At 62.0% G+C, this 25001-nt stretch carries 19 protein-coding genes; 11 read left to right on the top strand and 8 right to left on the bottom strand.

The annotated features are described in order from the left end of the window. Positions 1-53 precede the first annotated feature (53 nt). The 7 genes from urtE to ureC all read left to right on the top strand — a co-directional run bounded on the left by urtE (position 54) and on the right by ureC (position 5301). Positions 54-752, top strand: a complete 699-nt coding sequence (gene urtE, locus HX818_RS22835; RefSeq protein ID WP_003217380.1) for an urea ABC transporter ATP-binding subunit UrtE — start codon at positions 54-56, stop codon at positions 750-752. Between the two features lie 30 nt (positions 753-782). Then, on the top strand, positions 783-1622 hold the full coding sequence (locus tag HX818_RS22830) for an urease accessory protein UreD (RefSeq protein ID WP_003217381.1): 840 nt from the start codon (positions 783-785) through the stop codon (positions 1620-1622). A gap of 175 nt (positions 1623-1797) precedes the next feature. After that, positions 1798-2100 (top strand): urease subunit gamma, encoded by a 303-nt coding sequence (ureA, locus tag HX818_RS22825; protein WP_003217383.1) that lies wholly within the window; start codon positions 1798-1800, stop codon positions 2098-2100. Between the two features lie 9 nt (positions 2101-2109). Continuing rightward, positions 2110-2631, top strand: a complete 522-nt coding sequence (locus tag HX818_RS22820) for a GNAT family N-acetyltransferase (RefSeq protein WP_003217385.1) — start codon at positions 2110-2112, stop codon at positions 2629-2631. Positions 2632-2636: 5 nt separating this feature from the next. Continuing rightward, positions 2637-3167 (top strand): N-acetyltransferase, encoded by a 531-nt coding sequence (locus HX818_RS22815; RefSeq protein ID WP_305729088.1) that lies wholly within the window; start codon positions 2637-2639, stop codon positions 3165-3167. Further along, complete coding sequence (locus HX818_RS22810; protein ID WP_003217389.1) at positions 3164-3472, top strand: urease subunit beta; 309 nt, start codon at positions 3164-3166, stop codon at positions 3470-3472. Before HX818_RS22815 ends, HX818_RS22810 begins: the two co-directional genes overlap by 4 nt. A gap of 128 nt (positions 3473-3600) precedes the next feature. Beyond that, positions 3601-5301 (top strand): urease subunit alpha, encoded by a 1701-nt coding sequence (gene ureC / locus HX818_RS22805; RefSeq protein WP_087693127.1) that lies wholly within the window; start codon positions 3601-3603, stop codon positions 5299-5301. On the opposite strand, the gene HX818_RS22800 is transcribed toward ureC, so the two are convergent. Next, on the bottom strand, positions 5286-10430 hold the full coding sequence (locus HX818_RS22800) for a dermonecrotic toxin domain-containing protein (protein WP_177020773.1): 5145 nt from the start codon (positions 10428-10430) through the stop codon (positions 5286-5288). The two genes, ureC and HX818_RS22800, sit on opposite strands and share 16 nt — an antisense overlap. A gap of 284 nt (positions 10431-10714) precedes the next feature. Here HX818_RS22800 and HX818_RS22795 point away from each other — a divergent pair, with 284 nt between their 5' ends. Then, on the top strand, positions 10715-16630 hold the full coding sequence (locus tag HX818_RS22795) for an NEL-type E3 ubiquitin ligase domain-containing protein (protein ID WP_177020772.1): 5916 nt from the start codon (positions 10715-10717) through the stop codon (positions 16628-16630). Between the two features lie 5 nt (positions 16631-16635). On the opposite strand, the gene HX818_RS22790 is transcribed toward HX818_RS22795, so the two are convergent. Together HX818_RS22790 and HX818_RS22785 are read right to left on the bottom strand one after the other, a co-directional pair. Then, positions 16636-16944, bottom strand: coding sequence for a chaperone modulator CbpM (locus HX818_RS22790; protein ID WP_003217397.1), 309 nt, complete (start codon positions 16942-16944; stop codon positions 16636-16638). A gap of 2 nt (positions 16945-16946) precedes the next feature. Beyond that, a complete protein-coding gene (locus HX818_RS22785; RefSeq protein ID WP_008439071.1) occupies positions 16947-17894 on the bottom strand; it encodes a DnaJ C-terminal domain-containing protein in 948 nt (315 codons plus the stop codon). A gap of 288 nt (positions 17895-18182) precedes the next feature. Here HX818_RS22785 and HX818_RS22780 point away from each other — a divergent pair, with 288 nt between their 5' ends. Continuing rightward, complete coding sequence (locus HX818_RS22780; protein WP_003217400.1) at positions 18183-19451, top strand: Hsp70 family protein; 1269 nt, start codon at positions 18183-18185, stop codon at positions 19449-19451. A gap of 134 nt (positions 19452-19585) precedes the next feature. Here the strand turns inward: HX818_RS22780 and HX818_RS22775 are convergent, their stop codons facing one another. The 3 genes from HX818_RS22775 to HX818_RS22765 form a co-directional block, all read right to left on the bottom strand. Beyond that, on the bottom strand, positions 19586-20599 hold the full coding sequence (locus tag HX818_RS22775) for an AI-2E family transporter (RefSeq protein ID WP_003217402.1): 1014 nt from the start codon (positions 20597-20599) through the stop codon (positions 19586-19588). 186 nt (positions 20600-20785) lie between these two features. Next, complete coding sequence (locus HX818_RS22770; protein WP_003217404.1) at positions 20786-21100, bottom strand: PsiF family protein; 315 nt, start codon at positions 21098-21100, stop codon at positions 20786-20788. A 63-nt stretch (positions 21101-21163) separates the two neighbouring features. Then, complete coding sequence (locus HX818_RS22765; protein WP_177020771.1) at positions 21164-21958, bottom strand: helix-turn-helix transcriptional regulator; 795 nt, start codon at positions 21956-21958, stop codon at positions 21164-21166. A gap of 97 nt (positions 21959-22055) precedes the next feature. Here HX818_RS22765 and HX818_RS22760 point away from each other — a divergent pair, with 97 nt between their 5' ends. Next, positions 22056-22952, top strand: coding sequence for a DMT family transporter (locus tag HX818_RS22760; protein ID WP_087693122.1), 897 nt, complete (start codon positions 22056-22058; stop codon positions 22950-22952). On the opposite strand, the gene HX818_RS22755 is transcribed toward HX818_RS22760, so the two are convergent. Continuing rightward, the gene (locus HX818_RS22755; RefSeq protein WP_003217412.1) at positions 22945-23250 is read right to left on the bottom strand and encodes a multidrug efflux SMR transporter; all 306 of its coding nucleotides are present in this window, start codon (positions 23248-23250) and stop codon (positions 22945-22947) included. The genes HX818_RS22760 and HX818_RS22755 overlap by 8 nt on opposite strands. A 1-nt stretch (position 23251) precedes the next feature. After that, entirely contained in the window at positions 23252-23893 is a 642-nt protein-coding gene (locus tag HX818_RS22750) for an FMN-dependent NADH-azoreductase (protein ID WP_087693121.1), read from the bottom strand. A 124-nt stretch (positions 23894-24017) separates the two neighbouring features. On the opposite strand from HX818_RS22750, the gene HX818_RS22745 reads away from it, so the two are divergent. Then, entirely contained in the window at positions 24018-24929 is a 912-nt protein-coding gene (locus HX818_RS22745) for a LysR substrate-binding domain-containing protein (RefSeq protein ID WP_134325651.1), read from the top strand. Positions 24930-25001 lie beyond the last annotated feature (72 nt).

Here is a 25001-nt window from a genome sequence, read left to right as displayed (position 1 = left end):
CATTGCGGCATTCCCACGCAGAGCGTGGGAACGATCATTAAGGGGAACTGAACATGCTGCAAGTCGACAAGCTGCACCAGTACTACGGCGGTAGCCACATCCTGCGCGGGCTTTCCTTTGAGGTAAAAGTCGGCGAAGTCACCTGCCTGCTGGGCCGCAACGGCGTGGGCAAGACCACCTTGCTCAAGTGCCTGATGGGTTTGCTGCCGGCCAAGGAAGGTGCGGTGAACTGGGAAGGCCGCGCCATTACCGGCTTCAAGCCGCACCAGCGGGTGCACGCCGGTATCGCTTACGTGCCCCAGGGCCGGGAGATTTTTGGCCGCCTGACAGTGGAAGAAAACCTGCTGATGGGCCTGTCACGCTTCCCCGGCTCCGAAGCCAAGGAAGTGCCCGCCTTCATCTACGAGCTGTTCCCGGTGCTGCTGCAAATGAAGCAACGCCGGGGTGGTGACTTGTCCGGCGGCCAGCAACAGCAGCTGGCTATCGGTCGGGCCCTGGCCAGCCGCCCGCGCCTGCTGATCCTCGATGAACCCACCGAAGGCATCCAGCCGTCGGTGATCAAGGAGATCGGCGCGGTGATCAAAAAGCTCGCGGCACGCGGCGACATGGCGATTCTGCTGGTGGAGCAGTTCTATGATTTTGCCGCGGAACTGGCCGACCAGTACCTGGTGATGTCCCGGGGCGAAATCGTCCAGCAGGGGCGTGGAGAAAATATGGAAAGCGAGGGTGTGCGCGGGCTCGTTACGATCTAATCTGTAGCGTCCTAACGATAAGCACTGACCATGACCCTACCTGCCCCCACCGCGCTGTTCACCCCAAGCTGGCACGCCGAGCTGGAACTCGGCTACGCGCGTTTCGGCGACACCACGCGCCCAGTGATGCGCCGCCACCTCGGCCCACTGCGGGTGCAAAAGCATCTGTACGCCGAAGGCCCCGAGGTGTGCCAGCACATCATCGTGCACCCGCCGGGCGGGATTGCCGGCGGTGATCGTCTCGATATCAGCGCCCATGTCGCCGAAGGTGCGTGGGCGCAACTGACCAGCCCCGGCGCGGCCAAGTGGTACCGCGCCGGCGGGCCGGCGTATCAGAAACTGGAGCTGACGGTTGAGGCGGGCGCGACGCTGGAATGGCTGCCGCAGGAGACCATCGTGTTCAGCGCCGCCCAGGCCGAACTCACCACCCGCATCGACCTGCAAGGCGATGCCCGGCTGTTTTACTGGGACGTGGTCGCCCTCGGGCGCCCCGCCAGCGGCGAGCGTTTCGACCTCGGGCACTTCCAGTCGCACCTGGATATCCGCCGCGACGGCCAGTTGATTTGGCATGAGCGCCAGCGCATTGTGGGCGCCGACGGTTTGCTCGACTCACCCATCGGGCTGGACGGGCAACCGGTGTTTGCGACCTTGCTGGTGACCGGCGAAATCGACCCTGAACTGCTCGAACAATGTCGCTCCCTGCCCCACCCGGTACGCGGCGACCTGACCCAATTGCCCGGCCTGCTGGTGGCCCGCTGCCTGGCCAGTGAAGCGCTGCTGGCGCGAGCCTGGCTGATCGCACTGTGGCGCCTGCTGCGCCCGGCCGTGTTGGGCCGCGAGGCTGTATCACCGAGAATCTGGAGCACATGAAGATCAAAAGTCGACCCTGTTCCCTGTGGGAGCCGGGCTTGCCCGCGATGGCATCACCTCGGTACATCAGACATACCGAGTCGTCAGCATCGCAGGCAAGCCAGCTCCCACATAAAGCAGCTTTCACATCGGATCTTCAGTGTTTTTATGAATATTGTTTGAAGGACCTTGAACGATGGACCTGACCCCACGGGAAAAAGACAAACTGCTGATCTTCACCGCCGGCCTGGTGGCCGAGCGGCGGTTGGCGCGCGGTGTGAAGCTCAACTACCCGGAAACCATCGCCTACATCTCCGCCGCGTTGATGGAAGGCGCCCGCGATGGCCGCACCGTGGCCGAGCTGATGCACTTCGGCACCACCCTGCTCACCCGCGAACAGGTGATGGAAGGCATCCCGGAAATGATCCCGGACATCCAGGTGGAAGCCACCTTCCCCGACGGCACCAAGCTGGTCACCGTCCACCAACCCATCGCCTGAGGCCCGACCATGTCCTTTTTGATTCGTGATGCGGTGCACGCCGATTTGCCAGGGATTCGCGATATCTACAACGACGCGGTGCTCAACACCACGGCGATCTGGAACGAACAACCGGTAGACCTGGGCAACCGCCAGGCCTGGTTCAGCGCTCGTCAGTCACAGTTTTACCCGGTCCTGGTGGCCGTCGAAGACGAGCAGGTCATCGGCTATGCCTCGTTTGGCGACTGGCGGCCTTTTGAGGGTTTTCGCCATACCGTCGAACACTCGGTGTACGTGCGCAACGACCAGCGCGGCAAGGGCCTCGGCCCCCAGCTGATGCAGGTGCTGATCGAGCGGGCGAAAACCTGCGACAAACACGTGATGGTCGCCGCCATCGAAAGCGGCAACCAGGCCTCGATCCGCCTGCATGAGCGCCTGGGTTTCATCACCACCGGGCAGATGCCCCAGGTCGGCACCAAGTTCGGGCGCTGGCTGGACCTGACCTTCATGCAACTGACGCTCAACCCAGGCGCTGTGCCGCCCAAGGAGTGACACTGATGAACGCCCAACTGCGTCGAGTCAATGCCGAAAGTTTTGCCCATTACCGCCCGGGTTTGATTGAGCTGTTGCTGGACGCCGTGAGGCACGGCGCATCGGTGGGTTTCATGGCCGACTTCGATGAGGCCCAGGCCAACACCTATCTCAATGGCGTGCTGGTCAGCCTCACCGATGGCAGCCTGCTGCTGTGGGTGGTGGTGCGTGATGAGCACGTCATCGCCAGCGTGCAATTGGCGCTATGCATGAAAGCCAACGGCCTGAACCGCGCCGAAGTGCAGAAGCTGCTGGTGCACAGCGAGGCCCGGCGCCGTGGCCTTGGCCAGCAACTGATGAGCGCCCTGGAACTGAGCGCCCGCCAGTACAAACGCGGGCTGCTGTACCTGGACACCGAAGCCGGCTCCGGCGCCGAAGCCTTCTACCAGTCGCTGCGTTATACCAAGATCGGTGAATTGCCCGACTACTGCCAAAGCCCGGACGGGCGCTACACCCCGACCGCCATCTACTTCAAGACCCTGGGGCAACCTGCATGATTCCTGGCGAATTTCAGATCCAGCCTGGCGACATCGAACTCAACGTGGGCCGGCGCACCGCCACCCTGAGCGTAGCCAACAGCGGCGACCGGCCGATCCAGGTTGGTTCCCACTATCACTTTTTCGAAACCAACGACGCACTGACGTTCGACCGTGCCGCCAGCCGTGGCATGCGCCTGAACATCCCGGCCGGCACCGCCGTGCGCTTTGAGCCGGGGCAGAGTCGTGAAGTGGAACTGGTTGAGCTGAGTGGCAAACGCCGGGTGTTCGGGTTTGCCGGGCGCATCATGGGCGACCTGGATTAATGATCGTTCCCACGCTCTGCGTGGGCATGCATCCTGTGACGCTCCGCGTCACGACCTTCAAGAGCGGACGCAGAGCGTCCAGGGCGACATTCCCACGCAGAGCGTGGGAACGATCAGGAACTAAACACATGAAGATTTCCAGACAAGCCTACGCCGACATGTACGGCCCCACCGTTGGTGACAAGGTCCGCCTGGCCGACACCGAGCTGTTCGTCGAAGTCGAACAGGACTTCACCGTCTACGGCGAAGAAGTGAAGTTCGGCGGCGGCAAGGTGATCCGTGATGGCCAGGGCCAGAGCCAACTGCTTGCCCATGAGGTGGTCGACACCCTGATCACCAACGCGCTGATCATCGACCACTGGGGCATCGTCAAGGCTGACGTCGGCCTGAAAAACGGCCGCATCGCCGCCATCGGCAAGGCCGGCAACCCGGACATCCAGCCCGGCGTGACCATCTGTGTCGGCGCCAGCACCGAAGTGATTGCCGGTGAGGGCATGATCCTCACCGCCGGCGGCATCGATACCCACATCCACTTCATTTGCCCGCAGCAAATCGAAGAAGCACTGACCAGCGGCGTCACCACCATGATCGGCGGCGGCACCGGGCCGGCCACCGGCACCAACGCCACCACCTGCACCTCCGGCCCATGGCACCTGGCGCGCATGCTCCAGGCCTCCGACTCGTTCCCGATGAACATCGGCTTCACCGGCAAGGGCAACGCCAGCCTGCCGGAGCCGTTGATCGAACAAGTGAAGGCCGGTGCCATTGGCTTGAAGCTGCACGAGGACTGGGGCACCACGCCGGCGAGCATCGACAACTGCCTGAGCGTCGCCGACGAGTACGACGTGCAGGTGGCGATCCACAGCGACACCCTCAACGAATCCGGCTTTGTCGAAACCACCCTCGCCGCCTTCAAGGGCCGCACCATCCACACCTACCACACCGAAGGTGCCGGTGGCGGTCACGCGCCAGACATCATCAAGGCCTGTGGCTTCCCCAACGTGCTGCCCAGCTCCACCAACCCAACCCGGCCGTTCACCCGCAACACCATCGACGAACACCTGGACATGTTGATGGTGTGCCATCACCTGGACCCGAGCATTGCCGAAGACGTGGCCTTTGCCGAAAGCCGCATCCGCCGCGAGACGATTGCCGCCGAAGACATCCTTCACGACCTCGGCGCCTTCTCGATGATCAGCTCCGACAGCCAGGCCATGGGGCGGGTCGGCGAAGTGATCACGCGTACCTGGCAGACCGCCGACAAGATGAAAAAACAGCGCGGCCCGTTGCCTGGCGACGGCGAAGGCAATGACAACTTCCGCGCCAAACGCTACATCGCCAAGTACACCATCAACCCGGCGATTACCCACGGCATCAGCCACGAAGTGGGCTCGATTGAAGTGGGCAAGTGGGCCGACCTGGTGCTGTGGCGCCCGGCGTTTTTCGGGATCAAGCCAACCCTGATTCTCAAGGGCGGCGCGATTGCCTCAAGCCTGATGGGCGACGCCAATGCCTCGATCCCGACGCCGCAACCGGTGCACTACCGCCCGATGTTCGCCAGCTTCGGCAGCTCGCTGCACGCCACCAGCCTGACCTTTATCAGCCAGGCGGCGTTGGCGGCAGGCCTGCCGGAGCAGTTGGGGTTGAAGAAGCAGATCGCCGTGGTCAAGGGTTGCCGCGCGGTGCAGAAAACCGACTTGATCCACAACGATTACCTGCCGGATATCGAGGTTGACCCGCAGACCTACCAGGTCAAGGCCGATGGAGTATTGCTGTGGTGTGAGCCTGCGGATGTGTTGCCGATGGCGCAGCGTTACTTTCTGTTCTGAAGCGCGATTTCCAGAGCCTCGTCAGTGAGCCTCTGGAGAATCGCCTTGCGCTCCTCGTGCAGTTTCACCGCAAGCGCATCATAGACGTCCTGGTGCATGGGCGTGCCGGGAGGAAAATCCTCAACCGACTTGTCCAGCATCAGGGCCGAATTGCGCAGGGTATTGCGCAGGGCCATCTTCTGCGACTCAAGCAATCGACCATTGGCCGCCAGATCATTCAGGGCACTCGTCAAGTCTTCCAGCGCCGCCCTTTTGCGCGTCAGCCAGACAAAGGCCGCGGGCGTCGAACGCTCAAGGTACTCACCCCAGAAGTCCAGCTCGACGAGCGCATCCCTGAGCAGGTCGCCCTCCTCCAATGCCATGACCCGATCAAAAGCATCGTCCAGCATCTGCGGGGTGACGTCGGGTTCCGGGTACATCACATCCGCTGATTGCCAGGGCAGCTCAAGCCGTTGGGCCAACCCGGTGGAAAACGCCAGATGGACCCCCACTTCGTCGATAGCCCGTTCGGGGTTTCCAGCAGAGTCGGTTCCCCGGTCTCGATCATTGGGGAACTTGCGGCCTTGCTCACCCAATGCCGCCACCCGGGCGCGAGCAATTTCTCCCAGCTTGTTGAGCCGGGTCCTGCCTTTGGCCACCGTCAACATCAGTTGCTCGACCACGTCGGGGTGAGGGTTGGTCCAAGCCTCATACACCATCACTTCGATCCCCATGGCATTGAACAATTGGGCACCCGCATCAACGCAGCTGGTAGGCGCCCTCGCCATGTCGAAAAGCTTCTCACGCAGCCGGGTGTCGTCGTACATGGCGCGCAACATTCGCCAGACCTTGGCCGTAAGGTCTTGCGCGAAGTCCTCCGACATTGCATCGGCAGACTCGCTCAACTTGCGGATTTCGTTAAAAAACGGTTCGGCGCCCCTGGACTCTTCCAAGGCATTCCATAGGGGCTGCAAGTCCCTCCACTGCATGTCGGTGAGGCCGGACTTCCATTGGATGCTGTCCTGCATCCCTCGGGGTGGAAACTGCCGCTCCGGGTCCATACCTACAGATGCAATGTACTGCTTGAGCTGGCGAAGGCCTTCGGGCGTCAGCAAGGAGCGAGTAACACGGGTGCGCGCAAGAATCGCAGCCTGCGCTGAACCTGGCTCGACTATCGGCACCTCGAGCGCATTACCTTCCAGGTCCAGGTTGAACTCGCGAGGTCGAGGCCTGGCGAAGATCCCAATGGGCCAACCACGCTGCCCGGTATCGCCCAATGAAACGTGATACAGCCGGCGCATCCGGCTGATGTCCGGCGCCATGCCCAGCGGATTGGACTCCAGCTCGAGTGTCTGGAGCCGGGTGAGGTTCTTCAATCGGTTGACGGCCGCGACGTCCAGCACAATCTCGTTATCCGCCAGTATCAACGTCTCAAGCCTGGGCAGATGCTCAAGCAACAGGGGCAGGCGAGTGAGCTGGTTGTCTTCCAGGTTGAGGGTGCGCAAGCCGCGAAAGGGAGCCAGGAAAGGCTCGACGGCATTGGTCAGTTCCGCACTGGATATTTCCAGGTAAGTGACATGATCAAAGTTGGCGCTCAGCGCCGGAAGCGACGCCAACTGAGGTTGTATGTCAATCTCGCTCACTTCGATCTTCTGGCCCAGGGGATTGCCGGAACTATCCACATCAACCTCACCGTTACGCCTCCAGGCGCGAATCAACACCTTGCGCAGTTCTTTACGGATGGCACGCTGCTCTCGGTATTCAGCGCTATTGGCCTCACCAAAGCCCTGGATCGGTGATGCTTCCCAGGTCTCCAAGGTGGAACGGAGCATTTCGTACTCCTGCTCCAGAGAGATGAGCCAGGTGTCGTCGGCCGGCGTGTAAGGTGCACGCAGTTGGGTAATCTGCACTTCGTCAAAAGTGGGGTAAAGGGCTTTGATACGCTGGCGAACGTTGTGCTCCCAGGAGCCCGCACCACGACCACTCCAGGCATAACCGATCCGCCCGCGAGAAGAGCGCTGCGGCGAAATGAAAAAGGGTGAGCCCAACGGTTGCATGCCCAGCACCTTGCGCAGGCCGGCACGGGACAGGGCGTGCTGTTGAATCAACCTTCCAAGTTGTGGCCCCTGCCCGACCTCTGGCAACCCCACGGACTGGCGATGGGCCTCCGGCAGTGCGTGCTGCAAGGAATCGTACAAGCTATCGACCCCATGTAACTCGTTGCCCTGGGTGTCAAACACCTGATACTGACCATCGCCCACTCGCACCAGCAGTTTGAGGTTGCTGGACCCAGGCAGGCCATAGCTGGCACGCAGGCGCCCGCTCACCGAGCCTTCGTGCACTTCAATGCGCAGGCTGTCCCGCCAACCGGGAAGGTGCTCAAGGGTATTGAGCACCAGGGCTTCAGTGTCAGCATTGGCCAACGCATCCAGGTACAGCCCTTCATACGCCCGGGCCAGGCGCAATTCCCCAAGTTTCTGGCGCGCTTGCTGCGCCAGCTCCAGGGGAATCTTGCGATTGTTGACCAGGCTCGCCCTCTGCGAGGGGCTGGCACCTTCCAGCAGTTCCTCGACCATGACCGGTGGCAGGCTTTTGAAGTCGCGCGCGAACAGTTGCAGTTCGGCGCTGCCAGGCGATGACCGCCCGAGGTAAAGGCTGTCGAACACCCGCCGCAGGGACTGTTTGGCATAGATTCCCAGGCGAGCCTGCAACGCCTGGCTACGCAGCGCGGCCCCGTAAGGCATGTGTTGGCCGAGCAGGTTTTTAAGCTGCTCCTCGGGCAAACTCTCGACGATCAACGCCGGCAGCTTGCCGCCGAACAGGTCTATGCGGCTGATGCTGATCAGTTCCGTCCCGGGCGCATGAGGTTGGCCATACAACGCAGCTGTCCTGCTGGCGCCATGGCCGTCAAATACTTCGATGGTCCTGCCGGGCGGCCAGCCGGTCATTTCCACCATCAACGACGCGGCGTAGCTACCCAGGTCCATCGACATCGACCCCGCAAGGATCTGCCCACTCAAGCTTTCGGCACGCCCGTAAGCCCGCATGCGCACCGCCGTATCGAGTGTGATTGCCTGCGTGGGCTCGCTTTCCACGTACAGCCGGCGCATCACGCTTTCGTCGGTGTCACTGATCTTGCGCACCTGCTCCAACTGCGTATCGCTCAGGCCTTCCATTACATGGCTCAGTCGCCGCATCAGCGGAACACCTTGCCACGTCAGGGGCTCATCGGCCTCATGGGTCCAGGCGCCAGAACCGTTGTTGACGATCTGAGGCTCATACGCCTCGGGCCTGCTGGGGTGCTGGACCCGGTACACGCCCGGTTCGTCTTGCGCGGTCACGGCGTAGCGATTGCCGTCCACCGACACCACCTGGCGCCCATTGACGGTATGTAGTCCCGCCTGGTCGGGAACCGAGCCTGCCGGCAGTCGGATGTCCTGCGCATAGGGCGCAAGGTCCGGCTTCCACAAGCGGGCCTTGCCCGACGGCAGCCTGACCGCCTTGAGTCCTTCGATAAACGGCGACACGCTGATATGCAACGCAGCGCCGCCCACCGCCAGTTGCGCGAGATTTTCCAGCACGTCAGCGATATGCGCCCAGCCGGCCTCGCGGTCACCCTGGCCGAGTTCAACCACGCCCTCCAGCACTTCGTACAGCAGTTGCCCGGCCGTGACCACCGCCATCAGTGCACCCAAGGGCGGAATGAACATCGACACCAGGTTCAAGGTGAACAGGCCGATGTTCATCAGATGCGCCATCCGCCGGTCGTGGCCAGCCGCGTCGGTGTGAGCGGTGGGTATCGCCATGCTCAACCCATCGTCGAGTGCGCGCTTGCGCATGTCGGCGTACAGCTCGTCCCAAGGGTCGACATCGATCCACAGCCCCTTGATCGGGTGGGCGTTGAGGTTCAGGTTTGGCTGGTCCTGCGGCGTGCGGCTGATATGTCGCGGGGACTTTATGACGGCGTTGATCGCCTGGAGTTCGGTAAGGGATTTTCTAGCGTAGTACTGTCGCCACGCTGGATCAGGGCCCAGGGCCACGCGCCCTTGCGGTTCATCGACGCGTTTCTCGGTGAACCGCCCGTAGTAGTAAGCCAGGTATTTTTTCCCGATGAACCGTGAGAAAAACTGTTGGTGGGCCGTGACCTGAACCCCCCTGCTGTCCCAATAGTCCTCTGGCCTGTAAGCGGTCAGCTCACGGGTCGTTTCCTCTGCATAGTCGGCAAAGGTTTCGTAGCGCTTGACGGGGTGCTCGGGGTGGTCGGGGATGTAGACGATAAGCCAGGTGCCATACCCATGCTCCACGCTCGGGTCGATCATGAGGCAGCCGTGCATTTGCAGTTCCATGATACTGGGCCAGCGGTGCCAGACCTGCTTGCCTTCGTGCTTGATGCGTCGCTCGCCATTGGCGATGCGCAGCAGTAGCGCGTAGTCGTCGCTGCGAATATCACCTTTGAGCAACGCCACGTAGGCGGCGGCTCTGAAGGCGTCCTTTTGCCGGGTGATAAAGCGTTCACGCAGCAGGTTCCTGGACACGGTTTGCACGGGCAGCAGGTAGGTGGTGAGGTGTTCCTGGTACAGCCTGCCCAGGTCCAGGTCGCGGCATAACCGGGCGAAGGTCTCGATCGTCAGGGTCGTGGTATGGCGCTCGAAACGGCCATCCGCGCCGGGAGCGGTGATAAAGCCTGAAGCACTGTCGAAGAACCCGGCGCGGGTCTCGCGCGCTTCAAAATTGTTCAAGGCCGCTTGCAACAGGGACAAAGTCTTGGTCCGGTAGCCTGTCGCTAGACCTTCGACCGGTACATAGAGGCGCAGATGCACCTGGTTGACGTCCAGCTCAAACCCGGCGGCCTTCAACGCGGCTTCAAGCAATGGCCGGGCGAAGGCGTTGACCTCTTGCACCTTGCCGGTCGCTTGCTCCAGTGCAGTGTGAGACTTGATGCTCGCCTCCAACAGGTTTTGCAGCGCAGCCTTCTGTGCCGGGGTGGTGGCCGCATACCAGGCGGGGATCTCTGGCTTGGCCTGCGTGATGGCTGCACGCAGGGCAGGAGATGCGCTGACCAGGCTTTCGGGGATGGCGGCTTTGATCTGTGCATAGTGACGCCCTTCGCCGCCCGGCAGGAGCGAGGAGGAGGCTTGAGGTGCTGGCATAAACGAGTACCGATAGGGAAATTAAGGCAATGACCTTAATCAGTCGCCCCCGGCACTCGGCGGTAGCTATTTGAACGGATTGCCCCCCATGGACGAACACTCAAAAAGCGCTGGCAGGCTTGATGCACACGGGGGGATTTCCATGGGGTAATTAAGTCGTCGATCCATAGGTAATCCGGGGCCGATGCGTTAACTATTGCGTGCTATCCAGCGGCTTTTCGACTTATTAATCCACAGCGGTTTTCAGTAGCCTTTTTCCTTTGCTTACCCAAAGGAATGCCCCCATGCAGGATGCCCCCTCCGTTACTCCCCTCTCATCTTCCGACGACAACAGTGCGTTCATTCGCCAGGCCATTCCGGACTGGCTGGTACAGGCGCCGGCCCACCGCATAGAAGCGTTGAAACAGGCCAGGCTCGAACAGGCGCAGTGGATGGACAGCTTGTCGCCGCTGCAGCGAAGAACCTTGAAGGCGTTCAATGAAACCAGTTTCAAATCCCAACACGCGGTGGATAAACACCTGGCCAACGTCCAGGCACTCAAGCCCTTCGCCATAGGCCTGCTCAACGGCGCGCTGAAAGAACAATTCAACCTCACCGTGGATGTCGAAGGCACCTCTCTTCGTTTGTATGAGCCGCTGAGGCTCGGCACCCTGGGGATCAAGGCCGGCGAATACAAAGTACTGGAGGTGTCGCTGGTGCAGGCTGCCCTGCATAACTTTGAAGCCAGTGAAGGTGAAGACGGCGCATTCGATCCTGCCTCCGGGTTCACCCAATACCCGGACCGGGAAGGCGCCTCTCCCAGGATCAGCCCGGCGCTGACCGTACCCGCCTTTATCAGGCTGTGCCGTACGCTGGACGTGGGTGCCCGCTACCAGGCGCACCTCAAGGAAACATTACTGCCCACCGACGAGACGGCCGCCACCCGGTTGCGCGACGCCGTGATCACCAGCCAGAAGGATGCCCTCAGGGCTGCGGCGTACCTGGCGCTGCTCAAGCAGGACATTCTCCCGGATGACTTCACCATGGTGCTCAAGGTGGTCGACGGCGAACGCAACCCGACGCTGGGCGGCAAGCCGGTGTGGTTCAGTTGCCTGAGCGTGATGGACCGCGCGCTCATGGGGAGCGTGGTGTTTACACCGGTGGAAAAATATCGCTATGCCACCGACTTCATCGTCTACCTGCCCCACGATCCGGAGCACCCGCTCAAGCGCTACAACAGCCTTGATGCGCTGAAAACCGAACTGAACCGCCAGTGGGTGGCGCGCGACAAAGCGCCAAGCGAATCCGGCAATAACAACCGCCCGACGCCCACGAGCTACCAGCATTTTTTCAGCCAGTTTCTCAATGAGCATGACAAGCCGGCGTTCTTCAACCGGTTTACCGAACCCGCTGCGGACTCCACCGCCGCCGTCGACGCAGTAGCGCGTTCGCCGGTGACCCAGACAATGCTGCAACTGGCCTTCCCGGTATTGACTACGACGGTCATGCCCCAGTCGCTTCCGCCCCCGAAAGCCGGCTGCAGGGTGGTGAAGACGGGCGCTCCCGACCTGTACCTGATGGTGGTCTCAAGACAGGGCCTGTGGGCTGACAACGTCGACCTGTGGGCCAACCTGTTTGAGCATGGCCGCGACAAGGCCCTCGGCGATGCGCGCGACCAGGCAGTGCCCACCGCCGAGGTCGACGCCCGGGTGCGCGGGCAAAAAATCGCCCGTTGGCTGGAGGCCGGCGCTACCGTGCTCGGCCTGGGACTGGCGTTCGTCCCGGTGCTCGGCGAAATCATGCTGGCCGCCATGGCGGGCCAATTGCTCTACGAAACCTTCGAAGGTGTGATCGACTGGGGCGAAGGCGACCGGGACACGGCCAAGACGCACTGGTTCGACGTCGCGCAAAACCTGGCCGCCATGGCGCTGCTGGCCGGTGCGGGGAAAGGCCTGCAAAAACTCGCGGCACCGCCTACACCCGCGTTGGTACAAGGGCTCAAGCCGGTGCGTTTGCCAGGTGGCGAGCTACGGCTGTGGAAGCCGGACCTTACGCCTTATCGCAGCCCCGTCGTATTGCCCAAGGACGCCACGTTTGATGACCTGGGCTTGCACAGCCACGACCAGCAGCCGCTGCTGCCCCTCGACGATCACCTGTATGCCGTCAAACCCGAGCCCGACGGCGACACCTATCGCATACAACACCCCACACGCTCCGACGCTTATGCCCCGCAGGTGGCGCATAACGGCGCAGGTGCCTGGCTGCATGAAGGCGAAGAACCGCTGACCTGGGACGGCCCGGCGCTGATGCGCCGCCTGGGTTGTCGCACACGGGGCTTGAGCGACGCACAACTGGAACAGGCACGCCTGGCCAGTGGCACTCGCGCCGATCAACTGCGCCAACTGCATGTGGACCTGCAACCGCCGCCCGCCCTGTTGAGTGACAGCCTGGCGCGCTTTGGCATCCATCAGCGGATCGAGACGTTTATCGAGAAGATGGGCAGTGACGACCCGCTGGATTATGCGCTGGCCGACCCGGCGATCACCGAGCGCGTGGTGGCGCACCGAGGCTTGACCTATCCGGCGGTCCTCGACCCGACTCCCCGGGTGCTGGACGAACAGACGATGCTGTGGCGCCGCGAAGTTGCCCAGGCTGCCCGGGACAGTCGGACCTCGCTGTTCGACGCGGATTACCGCGCCCATAACCTGACCCGCTCGCCCCCGGTACAGCAGCTCATGGACAGGTTTTCCGGCCTGCCGGCGGAGGTTGCCAGGCAGTTGCTGGAAACCGCCACGGACGCGGATTTAACTGCGCTGAGTGGCCATCAGCAGTTGTCACCAAGGCTCACCGCCCTAGCGCGCGAGAGCCAGCAGCAAGTGCGCATGGCACGGGCCTATGAAGGCTTGTTCCTCGACACCCTGCAGAGCCAGGACAGCCTGCGCTTGGCCCTGCATACCCTGCCCAGCTTGCCGGGTTGGGACCCGAGCCTGCGGGTGGAAATCCGCTTGGGCAGCGAACAGGGCCCCCTGATCGACGCCGTCGGCCCAGAGGCCGACGCACTGCCGTTGGTGCTGGCGATGGGTGAAGACGGAGCGTTCGGCGCCACCGACCTGTATGGCGCCGTTCTGGCACGCCTTGAACAGGGCCAGCGTCGAGTACTTGGCGAAGCCGCACGGGACGCCGGCACCCTGAAGCAGCGGGTGCGGCAAACGCCATTGGCCCGGGACGAGCTGCGCTCGGTGCTGCTGGAATACCCGATGCTGCGCAAACCCTTGGCAGGAGACCTGCGCCTGCGGGGCGGCTCCCCGCTGCACAAACTCACTCAATTGCGCAGCACCCATACGCGGGTGCGCAAGCTGTATCCGGGGTTCAGCGACGAGCAGGCCACAGCCTTCATCGAGACCCTCGGGAGCGATGCGCGCACTGAATTGACGCGCCGGGAAGACCAGTACGCCGCCCTCAAACGCGCACTCAAGGACTGGGTGAATCGCAGTGCCCGAGAAGATACGAGCCGGCGTCCATTTGAGGTAAACCCGGGAGGCCGGGAGCAGTCAGTGGCCGATGCATTGAGAGATTGCTGGCGCCGACAGACCGTGGACCGTGCCGGGGCCTACACCGGGCGCCGACTGGAAATCAGCGCCCAGGTGAACCTGCCCAAACTCAACGCCGATTTTGCCCATGTCGAGGAGTTGGTTCTCGACTACGTGAGCTTCAGCGACGGCCCCGGGCAGTTCCTTGGCAACTTCCCCAATCTGAAACGTTTGACCCTCAAACAAGTCGGCGGTATCGGACGCCACACGCTGACCGAACTGCCCGAAGCAATCACGGCCATAAAGGCGCTGACGCACCTGGACCTGTCGAAAAATGCCATCCGCCTGAGCGAAATCAGCGCCGGCCAACTGGCCGGCCTGAGCCGCCTGGAAGAACTGTGCCTGAACGACAACCCCTTGGGCACCCTGCCGGATTTCAGCCCGCTGCTACGACTGCGAAAGCTGGAGCTGCGTGACACCCGGATCAATCAGTGGCCCACAGGCCTGCTGGAACTGCCGGAGCTGAGAGAAGTCGACCTGTCCGGCAATCACCTGAGCGCGGTGCCCGACAGCCTGCTCAACCCAGCCCCCGAAAACGTGGAAGCCAGCATCCGTCTCAACCGCATGACCCGCCTGCGTGACAACCCATTCACCCCGCAAGCCAATCAGCAGATGCGGGCGTACATCGCTCGCCTGGCACAAACTCGCCCGGGCTGGCGCAACGGCGGCCAGCCTGGCGCCTTCGAAGTACCCTTGAGCCACACCGACGAAATGCGGCGGATAAGGGACCTGTTTCCCGGCTACAGCGAGGAGGAAAACGAGCAATTCGTATTGCACGCAGGCGACGGGGCGCCGGCTGAACTGACGCGCCTGGAAGGCGAGTGGCAAACCTTGAGCACCCAACTGAACGCCTGGGCCACACAACGGTTCCTGGTGGCTGCCGACAGCGAAAACCTGCGTGCAGGGGATGCCAACCATCGCCAGCAATTCGCTCGAGACCTCAAGGCGTGCTGGCGGCGCATGACTCCCAAAGTGCTGGCCCAAGATGGTTCTCCCGCCGGCTACACCCTTGAAGCACTCGGCTTGAGAGTCGGCGACTTGCCTGCGCTGGAAGCAGATTTCAGCCACGTTGGGTCAATCAAGCTTCAGGACATGCAATCCGTATACGGCCTGGATGAGTTTCTCGGCCACTTCAGTCACACCCGTTGGCTCGACCTGTCGTACGGAGAGTTGCGTTCAATCCCGCCCAGCGTTGCCCGGATGACTCGGCTTACCCGCCTGGACCTCAGGAGCAACCAACTTTCCCTGAGCGAGGCCGACGTGGATCTGCTGGAGGGGCTCACCTCACTCAAGATCATCAATCTGAGCCGCAACCCCCTGGCGCGTACCCCCAACTTCGCAACCCTACAGAACCTACGTAGGGTGAATTTGAAAAACACCGGGATCACCGAGTGGCCGCAGGGCTTGGGGCCACATCAGGCGTTGGACATCGTTAACCTGGCGCAGAACCGCATCACGCAGTTGCCCGAGTCCCTGGTCAACCCGCTGCCCGAGGAGGCCGAGGCATTCATCTACGTCAACAACGTCACCTTTATCGACGGCAACCCGCTGAGCACCGAAGCCCGCAGGCAGTTGGTCGAGTATTGGAGCAATGCAACCTTGCTCCACCGCGAGGCAGCAGCGGGCCGGCAGCCCGGCGCGATGCGTTATCGGGCGCCACAGCCCGCTACAGTCGAGGTTCACGCGCCTCAAGAACAGATCGTGGACGACACACCGGAGCCGGCATACCAGCACTGGATGGATGGTCTGTCACCCGAGGAAATCGACGTACGACGCAGCCTGTGGGAGTCGATTGCCGAGAAACCCGGTTCGCAGATCTTCCTCGACATCCTCGACAACCTCAAAGAATCGGCGGAGTACCGCAGCCGCTATACCGACCTGCAATCGCGCCTGTGGCAATTGCTCGATGCGGCCTGGGACGATGGCTTGCGTGAAGAGCTGTTCAACCTGGCGGGTGACCCGCGCTGCGGCGATCGGTCGGCCCTGGTGTTCAGTGACATGGAGACCAAGGTGCTGACGTGGCAAGCCACGCGCTATGCCGCCGATGGCGAGGCGGGACCGGCACTCTACACCTTGGCCAAAGGTCTTTTTCGCCTGGACGAGGTGGAAAAATTAGCCAGCGCAGACATTCGGGTTCGAGAAGGCATGATTCGCACGTCGACCATGACCCCTGAACAAAAAGTCGCCGCCCTGGAAAAACTGGAAGATATTGAAATTCGCCTGGCCTATCGCATGGGCCTGGCCCGCCGCCTCGGCCTGCCCGGTCAGCCCAACGATGCCCGCTACCTCGCAACGGGACAGGTAGCGCCGGATATCCTGAATAATGCCGCCATCACAATCGAAAAACTGGACAACTCCAAGAAGCTCGTACAGTCGCTGTTAGGCCGCGAATTCTGGCAGGCCTTTATTCGCAACCATTATGACGATGAGTTCAGCGTCCTGAGGGAGCCCCATGACGTGCGCTTGAATGCGTTATCCGAGGAACACGATGCGGGCGCCCTCAGTGATGAGGCATACGCAACCCAGGCTGAAAATGTGCAACTGCAACTGGCCGTGGACGAGGCGCAACTGATTCGCTCGCTGACCCTGCGCGACTGGGTGCCGTGCAAGGCGCGCTGCAGCATCACCTGATGGATTCAGGGCGTTTGCACCAACCGCCCCAGCCGTTGCTTGAGCATCTGGTTCTCGGCCCGCAGTTGCTGGACCTCTTCCAGCAGGTCGAGCGCCAGGGCGACGCCTTCCCATTCCAGCTCCAGGTCCTTTTGCAGCGCCGAGGCGCGCTTGGCCAGGGCCAGTTCGTAATCGGTGAAGCGCCAGGACTCGGGACTGGTCCCCACCGGTTCAACGATGCCGTGCTCGACGATTTCGATCACGTAGGCCACCGACAGGTCGGTGGCCTCACAGAATTCTGCCATGTTCACTTGAACCAAACGGGGACTGCTCATCGTTAGCTACTCCATGATTCTCTTGGATCGAAGGCGGCTTTTTGTGCCAGTTCCTGCCACAACGCCTTGACCTCGTCGTCGGTGTTTTTCGGCATCACCGCCTTGAGTTGCACAAACAGATAACCGCGCTGCCCGGCCTTGTTCAACAAGCCATGGCCCTTGGCGCGCATGCGCTGGCCGTTCTGGCTGCCGGCCGGCACCTTGAGGTTGATTTTGCCGGTGAGGGTCGGCACCGCCACTTCCGTGCCCAGCGCCAGCTCCCACGGGGCCAGTGGCAGGGTGATGATCAGGTTCTCACCTTCCACATCGAATTTAGGGTGTGGCGCGAACTTGATGATCAAGTACAGATCACCATTGGCACCACCGCCAATCCCCGGCGCGCCCTGGCCCTTGAGGCGGATGCGCTCGCCGTCGGCCACACCGGCCGGGATCTTCACGTTCAGGCTCTTGGTGGTGTTGCTGACGTGCTGGCCGGCCGCGTTGTATTGCGGCACCTGGAAGTTGACCTGCTTGGACTCGTTGGACAGGGTCTCTTCGAGGAAGACCGGCAGTTCCATTTCCACATCTTGCCCTCGACGCCCGGCACTGCGGCCCTGGGCACCACCAAAACCATTGCCGCGCGAACCGAAGATCGAGCTGAAGAAGTCCGAGAAGTCGCCGGTGTCCTGGCCACCGCCGCCATAGCCACCACGGCTCTGCCAGCCTGGCGGGCCCTGGAACGGCTGGCCATGCTGGCCGTACTTGCGCAGATCGTCGTATTCGGCGCGCTTGTCGGCACTTTTCAGCGCTTCATAGGCTTCGGACGCGTCCTTGAACTTGGCTTCAGCGTCCTTTTCCTTGCTCACGTCCGGGTGATATTTGCGCGCCAGCTTGCGATAGGCGGCCTTGATCGCCTTGTCGTCAGCGGTGGGTTCTACACCGAGAATCTTGTAATAGTCTTTGAAGTCCATCGGGGGCATCACCATCCATTATCGATATCGCACTGCCAGCGTCACAGCATGCGCCTGTTTGCGGCGTCTGGATTGACCGATCTCAATCTTGTGACCGAAGGGTGCGTCAGAAGTTTATCGGCGCTGCGGGCAGAATCCTGCAGCCACCAACCGTATGGGGAGGATTTGGGGGCAAAGGCCGGGCTTTCAAGGTAACAAGTGCGTTGTATTTAGCGGATAGTCGGCCTACGCATCTGCACGCGGGTGGCATACACTGCGCGGCCGTTTTTCAACCGGAACCCGATTGACATGAAAAACCCATCCCCAGCCCGTGCCTGCGGTATCGACTTCGGCACGTCCAACTCCACCGTCGGCTGGATTCGTCCCGGCATGGAAACGCTTATCGCGCTGGAGGACGACAAGATCACGCTGCCGTCGGTGGTGTTCTTCAACTTCGAAGAGCGCCGCCCGGTGTACGGTCGCCTGGCCCTGCACGAGTACCTGGAAAACTACGAAGGCCGGCTGATGCGCTCGCTCAAGAGCCTGCTGGGGTCCAAGCTGATCAAGCACGACACCAGTGTATTGGGCACGGCCATGCCGTTCACCGACCTGCTGGCGCTGTTTATCGGCCAACTCAAGAGCCGCGCCGAGACCACCGCCGGGCGTGAGTTCGACGAAGTGGTGCTGGGCCGTCCGGTATTTTTCGTCGACGACGACCCGATGGCCGACCAGGAAGCCGAGAACACCCTGGTGGACGTGGCCCGCAAGATCGGCTTCAAGGACATCTCGTTCCAGTACGAACCGATTGCCGCGGCCTTCGACTACGAGTCCACCATCGAGAAAGAAGAGCTGGTGCTGATTGTCGACATCGGCGGGGGTACCTCCGACTTCTCCCTGGTGCGCCTGTCGCCCGAGCGCCGCCAGATCGACAACCGCCACGACGACATCCTCGCCACCGGCGGTGTGCACATCGGCGGTACCGACTTCGACAAGCAGCTCTCGCTGGCCGGCATGATGCCGCTGTTCGGCTACGGCAGCCGCATGAAGAGCGGCGCTTATATGCCCACCAGCCACCACATGAACCTGGCGACCTGGCACACCATCAACTCGGTGTACTCGCAGAAATCCAAGCTGGCGCTGGGCAGCATGCGCTACGACATCGAGGACACGGGTGGCATCGACCGCCTGTTCAACCTGATCGAGCAACGCGCCGGGCACTGGTTGGCGATGGAAGTGGAAGAAACCAAGATCCAGCTGACCCGGCAGGACAGCCGCCATGTGTTGCTGGACCGGGTCGAGCCGGGGTTGAGCGTGGAATTGAGCCGGGCGCTGTTCGAGTCGGCCATCGATGGCTTGCTGGAGCGGGTGCGCAATGCGGTGACGCAACTGCTCAACGACGCCTCGGTGGACGTGGCCCAGGTGGACACAGTGTTCTTTACCGGGGGTTCCAGCGGGATTCCGGCGCTGCGCCACAGCATCTCGGCGATGCTGCCGAATGCGCAGCATGTGGAAGGGAATATCTTTGGCAGTATTGGCAGTGGTCTGGCGATTGAGGCCAGCAAGCGCTACGGCTACTGAGTTTTAGCTGAAACCGTGGCGCGCCCTTCGCGAGCAAGCCCGCTCCCACATTCGGCTGCATTCCAAAGTTGGAACTCGGTCAAATGTGGGAGCGGGCTTGCTCGCGAAGGGGCCAGTCCAGGCAACATCAATGCCTAAACCATCCCCGCCAGCTTCAACTCACTCTTCAAGTACGCATAATAAATCGGCCCCGCCACCACCCCCGGCAGGCCGAAGGCGGCTTCGAACACCAGCATCGCCAACAACAATTCCCAAGACTTGGCACTGATCTGCCCACCGACAATCCGCGCGTTGAGGAAGTACTCGACCTTGTGGATCACGATCAGGTAGCCCAACGCCGCCACCGCCACCCAGATCGACAGCGACAAGGCCACGATGGTGATCAGGGTGTTGGACATCAGGTTGCCGATCACCGGCAGCAGGCCCAGCAGGAACGTCAGCACGATCAGGGTCTTGGTCAGCGGCAGGTGGATCCCGCACAACGGCAGCACCACCGCGAGGAAGATCGCGGTGAACGCGGTGTTCAGCGCGGCGATCTTGATCTGCGCGAAAACGATGTTGCGAAAGGCCTGGACCAGCAGGTGCAGGCGATCAAACAGCGCGGCCGCCAGGGGTTTGCGCTTGGTCAGGTCCGGCACCCGTTGCAGGGCGATGATCGCCCCCAGCACCATGCCGATCAACAAGGTCACGAACATGTGCGCGGCGTCTTTGCCCACCAGTTGCAGTTCGCTGAGGTGTTTGCTCAGCCATTCGCCGATGGCCACGCGGAACTCGGCGGCGCTGGCCGGCAGGTAGGCGTCGAGGAACGGCGGCAACTGGCCGCGGGCACGGTCGACCACGCCCATGAACTTATCGAGGGAGGCCCCCGGGTTTTCCGCTTCGTGCAGCAGGAAGCTGATGGCCCCGGCAAAGATCAGGGTCAGGATGCTGACGATCAAGGTTCCCAGCAAGGCTACCGCCAACCAGCGCGCACGCCGGCCTTCGATCAGCCGCTGCAACTGCGGGGTGAGCATGTTGACCAGCTCGTACACCAGCAGCCCGGCCAGCAGGCTCGGCAGCAACTTCAATGGCAAAACCAGCAGCAGCCCGCCAAAAATCAGCACGCAACTGACCAACAACAACACGTGACGCTGAGAAAACGTTGGCATACAGCCTCAAAACGAACGGCGTTAAAGGATGGGCAGTCTGCCAGCGTTGGGTGAATCAAGCGAGAAGTCTAAACGCGGTCCAATGTGGGAGCTGGCTTGCCTGCGATGGCGGTGGGTCAGCCAACAAAGGCATCGACTGTCAGGTCGCAATCTTAGGCAAGCCAGCGCCCACAGAGTTCTGCATCATTATTTCTTCAGGCAGGTGCTCATAAAGGTTTTACGCGCATCGCCGGTCAGCGCCTGGGTTTTCGCGGTGGCGTTGCAATCTTTCATCTTCTGTTGCTGTGGGGTCAGGGTCTTGGCGTCGTTGGCCGCCGGGGCCGCCTTGAGGCAGTTGCTCATGAACGCCTTGCGATCATCACCGGTCTTGCCACTGGTCTTGGCTTCGGCGTTGCAAGTAGTCATTTTTTGTTGCTGAGCCGTCTGTGCGGCAGTCGCGGCAAAGCCTTGGGAACACAGCAGCAGGCCCATCATCAACAGCGGAATACGCAGCATCTTCATGGAGTTTTCTCCCTGTTACCGTGCCGAGGGGCACGGCCTCCCCAGCAGTGTAGTCAAACCCTGTTACACCTTCCTGCCGCGTATATGGGTCCGGCGATACTGCTCCGGCGTGCAGCCGGCCTGGCGCTGGAACATCGCGATAAACGCCGAGGCCGTGCTGTAGCCCAGGTCAAACGCAACTTCCTGGACACTGCGCGCGCTGTCCAGCGCCTCGATCGACGCCAGGAACCGCAGGCGTTGGCGCCATTCGCCGAAGCTCATCCCCAGCTCACGCACAAATTGCCGCGCCAGGGTGCGCTCACTGACATGCACCTGCTGCGCCCACTGGGCCAGCGCGCGGTTATCGCCAGGGTCGGCCTGCATGCCCTCCAGCACACTGAGCAACCCGGGATGGCTGGCATACGGCAGGAAACAATCGTGCACCGGCGCCTGCCTGAGCTGGTCTACCAGCACCTGGGCCAGGCGCACGTCGGCTTCGTTCTCGGGAATGTTGACGTCACGCTCGGCGAAATCACTGAGGATCGCCTTGAGGATATCGCTGATGGCCAGGGTGCACGGCTGCGCCGGCAATTGCTCGCACAAGGCGGGCGCCAGATATACGGAGCGGTAGACGATCGCCTGGGCGTTGTAGGAACTGTGCTGGGTGTTGGGTGGGATCCATACCGCATATTGCGGCGGCGACATAAAGCGACTGCCAGCCACTTCAAAGCGCATCACGCCACGGGCCGAGTAGTCCAGGGAACCCCAGGCATGCTGGTGCGCACTGGCATGGGTGTCAGCCTCGAATTCCGAATAACGGAAATACACCGGGGCCGGCAACTGGTCAAAATCGGGAAGGTTGATGTACTTCTTGAGCATGTTGTCTGGATACAAAGGTCGGATGGCTGGATCGAAGTATAGGCTTCGATCCAGACAAAGGATAATCACCGCTCATAGACGCAACTGGTTCTTTTCGATGCAATACGCTTATCCGTTACTGGCCATTTTTATCTGGGCCGGCAATACCGTGGTCAACAAACTCGCGGTGGGGACGATTTTCCCTGCCGAGATCGGTTTTTACCGCTGGCTGCTGGCCGGCCTGCTGTTTACCCCGTTCATGCTCAAACCCGTCATCGCCAACTGGCCGCTGATTCGTCCCAACCTGGGCAAGATCTTCATCCTCGGCGTGCTGGGCATGGCGGTGTACCAGAGCCTGGCGTATTACGCCGCGAACCTGACCTCGGCCACCAACATGGGCATTATCCTCTCGCTGATGCCACTGATGGCTCTTACCGCCGCAATCATCAGCCTTGGCCAGCGCCTGACCTTCGGCGCCCTGACCGGTGCCGTGCTGTCGTTTGCCGGCGTGGTAGTGGTGGTTTCCGCCGGTAGTCTCAGCGCCCTGCTGCAACACGGGCTGAATATGGGTGACGCGATGATGCTGGTGGCCACCCTCGCCTACGCGGTCTACAGCACCCTGCTGAAAAAATGGCAGCTGCGCTTGCCGCCACTGGTGTTGCTGTACCTGCAGGTGCTGGTGGCGGTGGTGGTGTTGTTTCCGCTGTTCCTGCTCTCCGACAAGGCCGGCCTTGGCTGGTCGAATATCCCGCTGGTGCTGTACGCCTGCCTGCTGGCCTCGATGCTCGCGCCGCTGGCCTGGATGCATTCGGTGAAGACCCTCGGCCCAAGCCGCACCACGCTGTTTTTCAACCTGCTGCCGCTGATCACCGCGTTGATTGCCGCAGTGGTGTTGAAAGAGCAGCTGGCGATGTATCACCTGGTGGGCGGCTTGCTGACCCTGGGCGGGGTGATTTTGTCGGAGCGCTGGACGACGCCGGTTCGCAGCAATGTCAGCGCGCAGGAAGCTACTTGAGCCCCACCACTCCGGCGACGATCAAGCCCACCGACACCAGCTTGATCAGCGTCAGGCTCTCCCCCAGCAACGCGAACCCGAGAAACACAGTGCCCAGTGAGCCAATGGCGGTCCAGATCGGGTAGGCCACGCTCACCGGCAACTCACGCATGGCCAGGGTCAGGAAGTAGATCCCGCCCACGGCCGCGACGACGGTGACCAGCGACGGCCACAGCCGGGTGAAGCCGTCGGCGTACTTCATGCCCATGGCGAAGGTCACCTCAAAGCCGGCGGCGATCAGGAGGAAAAGCCACGACACTTCAGAAGCTCCCGGCCAGGTCGCGCAGTTGCCCTTCGACTGCATCGCAGGAACGGCGGAAAACGCTCGGGTCGGACTCTTCGCCTTCTGCGGCGATCACCGTGACGTCTTCAATGCCGATGAACCCCAACGCGGTCCGCAGGTGCGGATCGGCGTGGTTCATCGCCTCGTTTTCCCCGCCCGGGCCAAAGCCGCTGCCGCCGCGACTGGTGATGATCAAGGCCTTTTTGCCCAACAATAACGGCTGGTACTGGGCGATACCCTGGCTGTCCTGGGTGATATCCACGGTATGGCCCATGCGCACGATCTGGTCGATCCAGGCCTTGAGGCCGCTGGGAATCCCGAAGTTGTACATCGGTACGGAAATCACCAGCAGTTCGTGCTCGACGAGCTCGGCTACCAGCTCATTGCTCAGTTGCAAATCGGCGTGCATGGACAACGGCATCGCCTGCGGCTCCGGGTGGAAGCTGGCGGCAATGAACGCTTCGCTGACGTGGGGGATAGACGCCCGGCCCACTTCGCGGCGGGTCAGTTGCGCGTCGGGATTGGCGGTGTGCCAGGCGGCCAGGAACACCTCGGCAAGGCGCCGGGAGTGGGAACGTTCGCCGCGGGGGCTGGAATGGATCGCAAGCATTTTTTTCATCTGTAGGCCTTCACACGCTAGACTCAGGCAACCTGAATGGCTGCCTCTGTTGCGCATAAATCTAGAACCGAGCGGCCACCCTCACAAATGAGCAATAGTTGTTTTGGATGAACTGAATTCATCCATGGAGCCACACATGTTTGCTTCGCTGCCCCTGACTGCCCTGCGCGCCTTTGAATCGGCCTCGCGCCTGTTGAGCTTCAAGGCCGCCGCCCAGGAGTTGTCGGTCACGCCGACGGCGGTGTCCCATCAGATTCGCTCCCTGGAAACCTGGCTCGGCGTACCGCTGTTCGAGCGCCTGCCGCGCCAGGTGCGCCTGACGGAACGCGGCGAGCGCCTGTTCCACAGCCTGCACGGCGCGCTGCTGGACGTCGCGCAAAGCGTCGACACCCTGCGCCCGCAGCGCAGCGCCGGCAATCTCACGCTCTCCACTACGCCGGCGTTTGCCGCTCTGTGGCTGGTGCCGCGACTCGGGCGCTTCTATGCCGCCCATCCGGATATCAGCCTGCGCCTGGACACCAACTGCGCCGTGGTCGATTTACAGCAGGATGCCAGCGTCGACCTGGTGATCCGCTACAGCATCGACGACTACACGAACCTCTACGGTTTGTGCCTGTTCGACGAATGTTTCGCCGTGTATGGCTCCCCCGAACAAGTCGCCCTGGCGCGCGAGCGCACCCCGACCCTGATCAGTGTGCGCTGGCACAACTCCAGGCTGTACGCCCTGGGCTGGCAGGCCTGGTGCGAAAAGGCCGGGGAAGACTGGTTGCAATCCGCTTCGCCGCTGCGCGAATACGACGAAGAACACTACGCCCTGCAAGCGGCCATCGCCGGCCAGGGCCTGGTGCTGGCGAGCAATATCCTGGTCTCGGAAAGCGTCGCCAGCGGGTTGCTGGTGCCTTACCGGGCACAGGTCCGCGTCAACGGCGCCGGCTACAGCGCCCTGTGCGTACCGGGACGGGAACGGCACCCGCCGGTCCGGGCGTTTTTTGAGTGGTTGCAGGAGGAAGCGCGGCTGTCGGGGCACGCTCTGTAAAATCCGATAAAACTTTTTGCGTTGCCTGGGACTCACAACTTGGAGCGATCACGCCGGCAGAGCGTGGCGCAA

This window comes from Pseudomonas sp. F9001 (assembly GCF_013385435.1).
Classification (GTDB): Bacteria; Pseudomonadota; Gammaproteobacteria; order Pseudomonadales; family Pseudomonadaceae; genus Aquipseudomonas.
Note: the sequence above shows the minus strand (reverse complement) of the source record. Positions and strands in the feature narration are given on the sequence as shown.

Bases quoted from the DNA above. Each gene is read 5' to 3' on its own strand.
- HX818_RS22775 (WP_003217402.1), bottom strand. From the start codon at position 20,599: ATGCCAACGTTTTCTCAGCGTCACGTGTTGTTGTTGGTCAGTTGCGTG.
- HX818_RS22830 (WP_003217381.1), top strand. From the start codon at position 783: ATGACCCTACCTGCCCCCACCGCGCTGTTCACCCCAAGCTGGCACGCC.
- HX818_RS22810 (WP_003217389.1), top strand. From the start codon at position 3,164: ATGATTCCTGGCGAATTTCAGATCCAGCCTGGCGACATCGAACTCAAC.
- HX818_RS22790 (WP_003217397.1), bottom strand. From the start codon at position 16,944: ATGAGCAGTCCCCGTTTGGTTCAAGTGAACATGGCAGAATTCTGTGAG.
- HX818_RS22780 (WP_003217400.1), top strand. From the start codon at position 18,183: ATGAAAAACCCATCCCCAGCCCGTGCCTGCGGTATCGACTTCGGCACG.
- ureA (WP_003217383.1), top strand. From the start codon at position 1,798: ATGGACCTGACCCCACGGGAAAAAGACAAACTGCTGATCTTCACCGCC.
- HX818_RS22765 (WP_177020771.1), bottom strand. From the start codon at position 21,958: ATGCTCAAGAAGTACATCAACCTTCCCGATTTTGACCAGTTGCCGGCC.
- HX818_RS22745 (WP_134325651.1), top strand. From the start codon at position 24,018: ATGGAGCCACACATGTTTGCTTCGCTGCCCCTGACTGCCCTGCGCGCC.
- ureC (WP_087693127.1), top strand. From the start codon at position 3,601: ATGAAGATTTCCAGACAAGCCTACGCCGACATGTACGGCCCCACCGTT.
- HX818_RS22815 (WP_305729088.1), top strand. From the start codon at position 2,637: ATGAACGCCCAACTGCGTCGAGTCAATGCCGAAAGTTTTGCCCATTAC.
- HX818_RS22800 (WP_177020773.1), bottom strand. From the start codon at position 10,430: ATGCCAGCACCTCAAGCCTCCTCCTCGCTCCTGCCGGGCGGCGAAGGG.
- HX818_RS22820 (WP_003217385.1), top strand. From the start codon at position 2,110: ATGTCCTTTTTGATTCGTGATGCGGTGCACGCCGATTTGCCAGGGATT.
- HX818_RS22770 (WP_003217404.1), bottom strand. From the start codon at position 21,100: ATGAAGATGCTGCGTATTCCGCTGTTGATGATGGGCCTGCTGCTGTGT.
- HX818_RS22795 (WP_177020772.1), top strand. From the start codon at position 10,715: ATGCAGGATGCCCCCTCCGTTACTCCCCTCTCATCTTCCGACGACAAC.
- urtE (WP_003217380.1), top strand. From the start codon at position 54: ATGCTGCAAGTCGACAAGCTGCACCAGTACTACGGCGGTAGCCACATC.
- HX818_RS22760 (WP_087693122.1), top strand. From the start codon at position 22,056: ATGCAATACGCTTATCCGTTACTGGCCATTTTTATCTGGGCCGGCAAT.
- HX818_RS22785 (WP_008439071.1), bottom strand. From the start codon at position 17,894: ATGGACTTCAAAGACTATTACAAGATTCTCGGTGTAGAACCCACCGCT.
- HX818_RS22750 (WP_087693121.1), bottom strand. From the start codon at position 23,893: ATGAAAAAAATGCTTGCGATCCATTCCAGCCCCCGCGGCGAACGTTCC.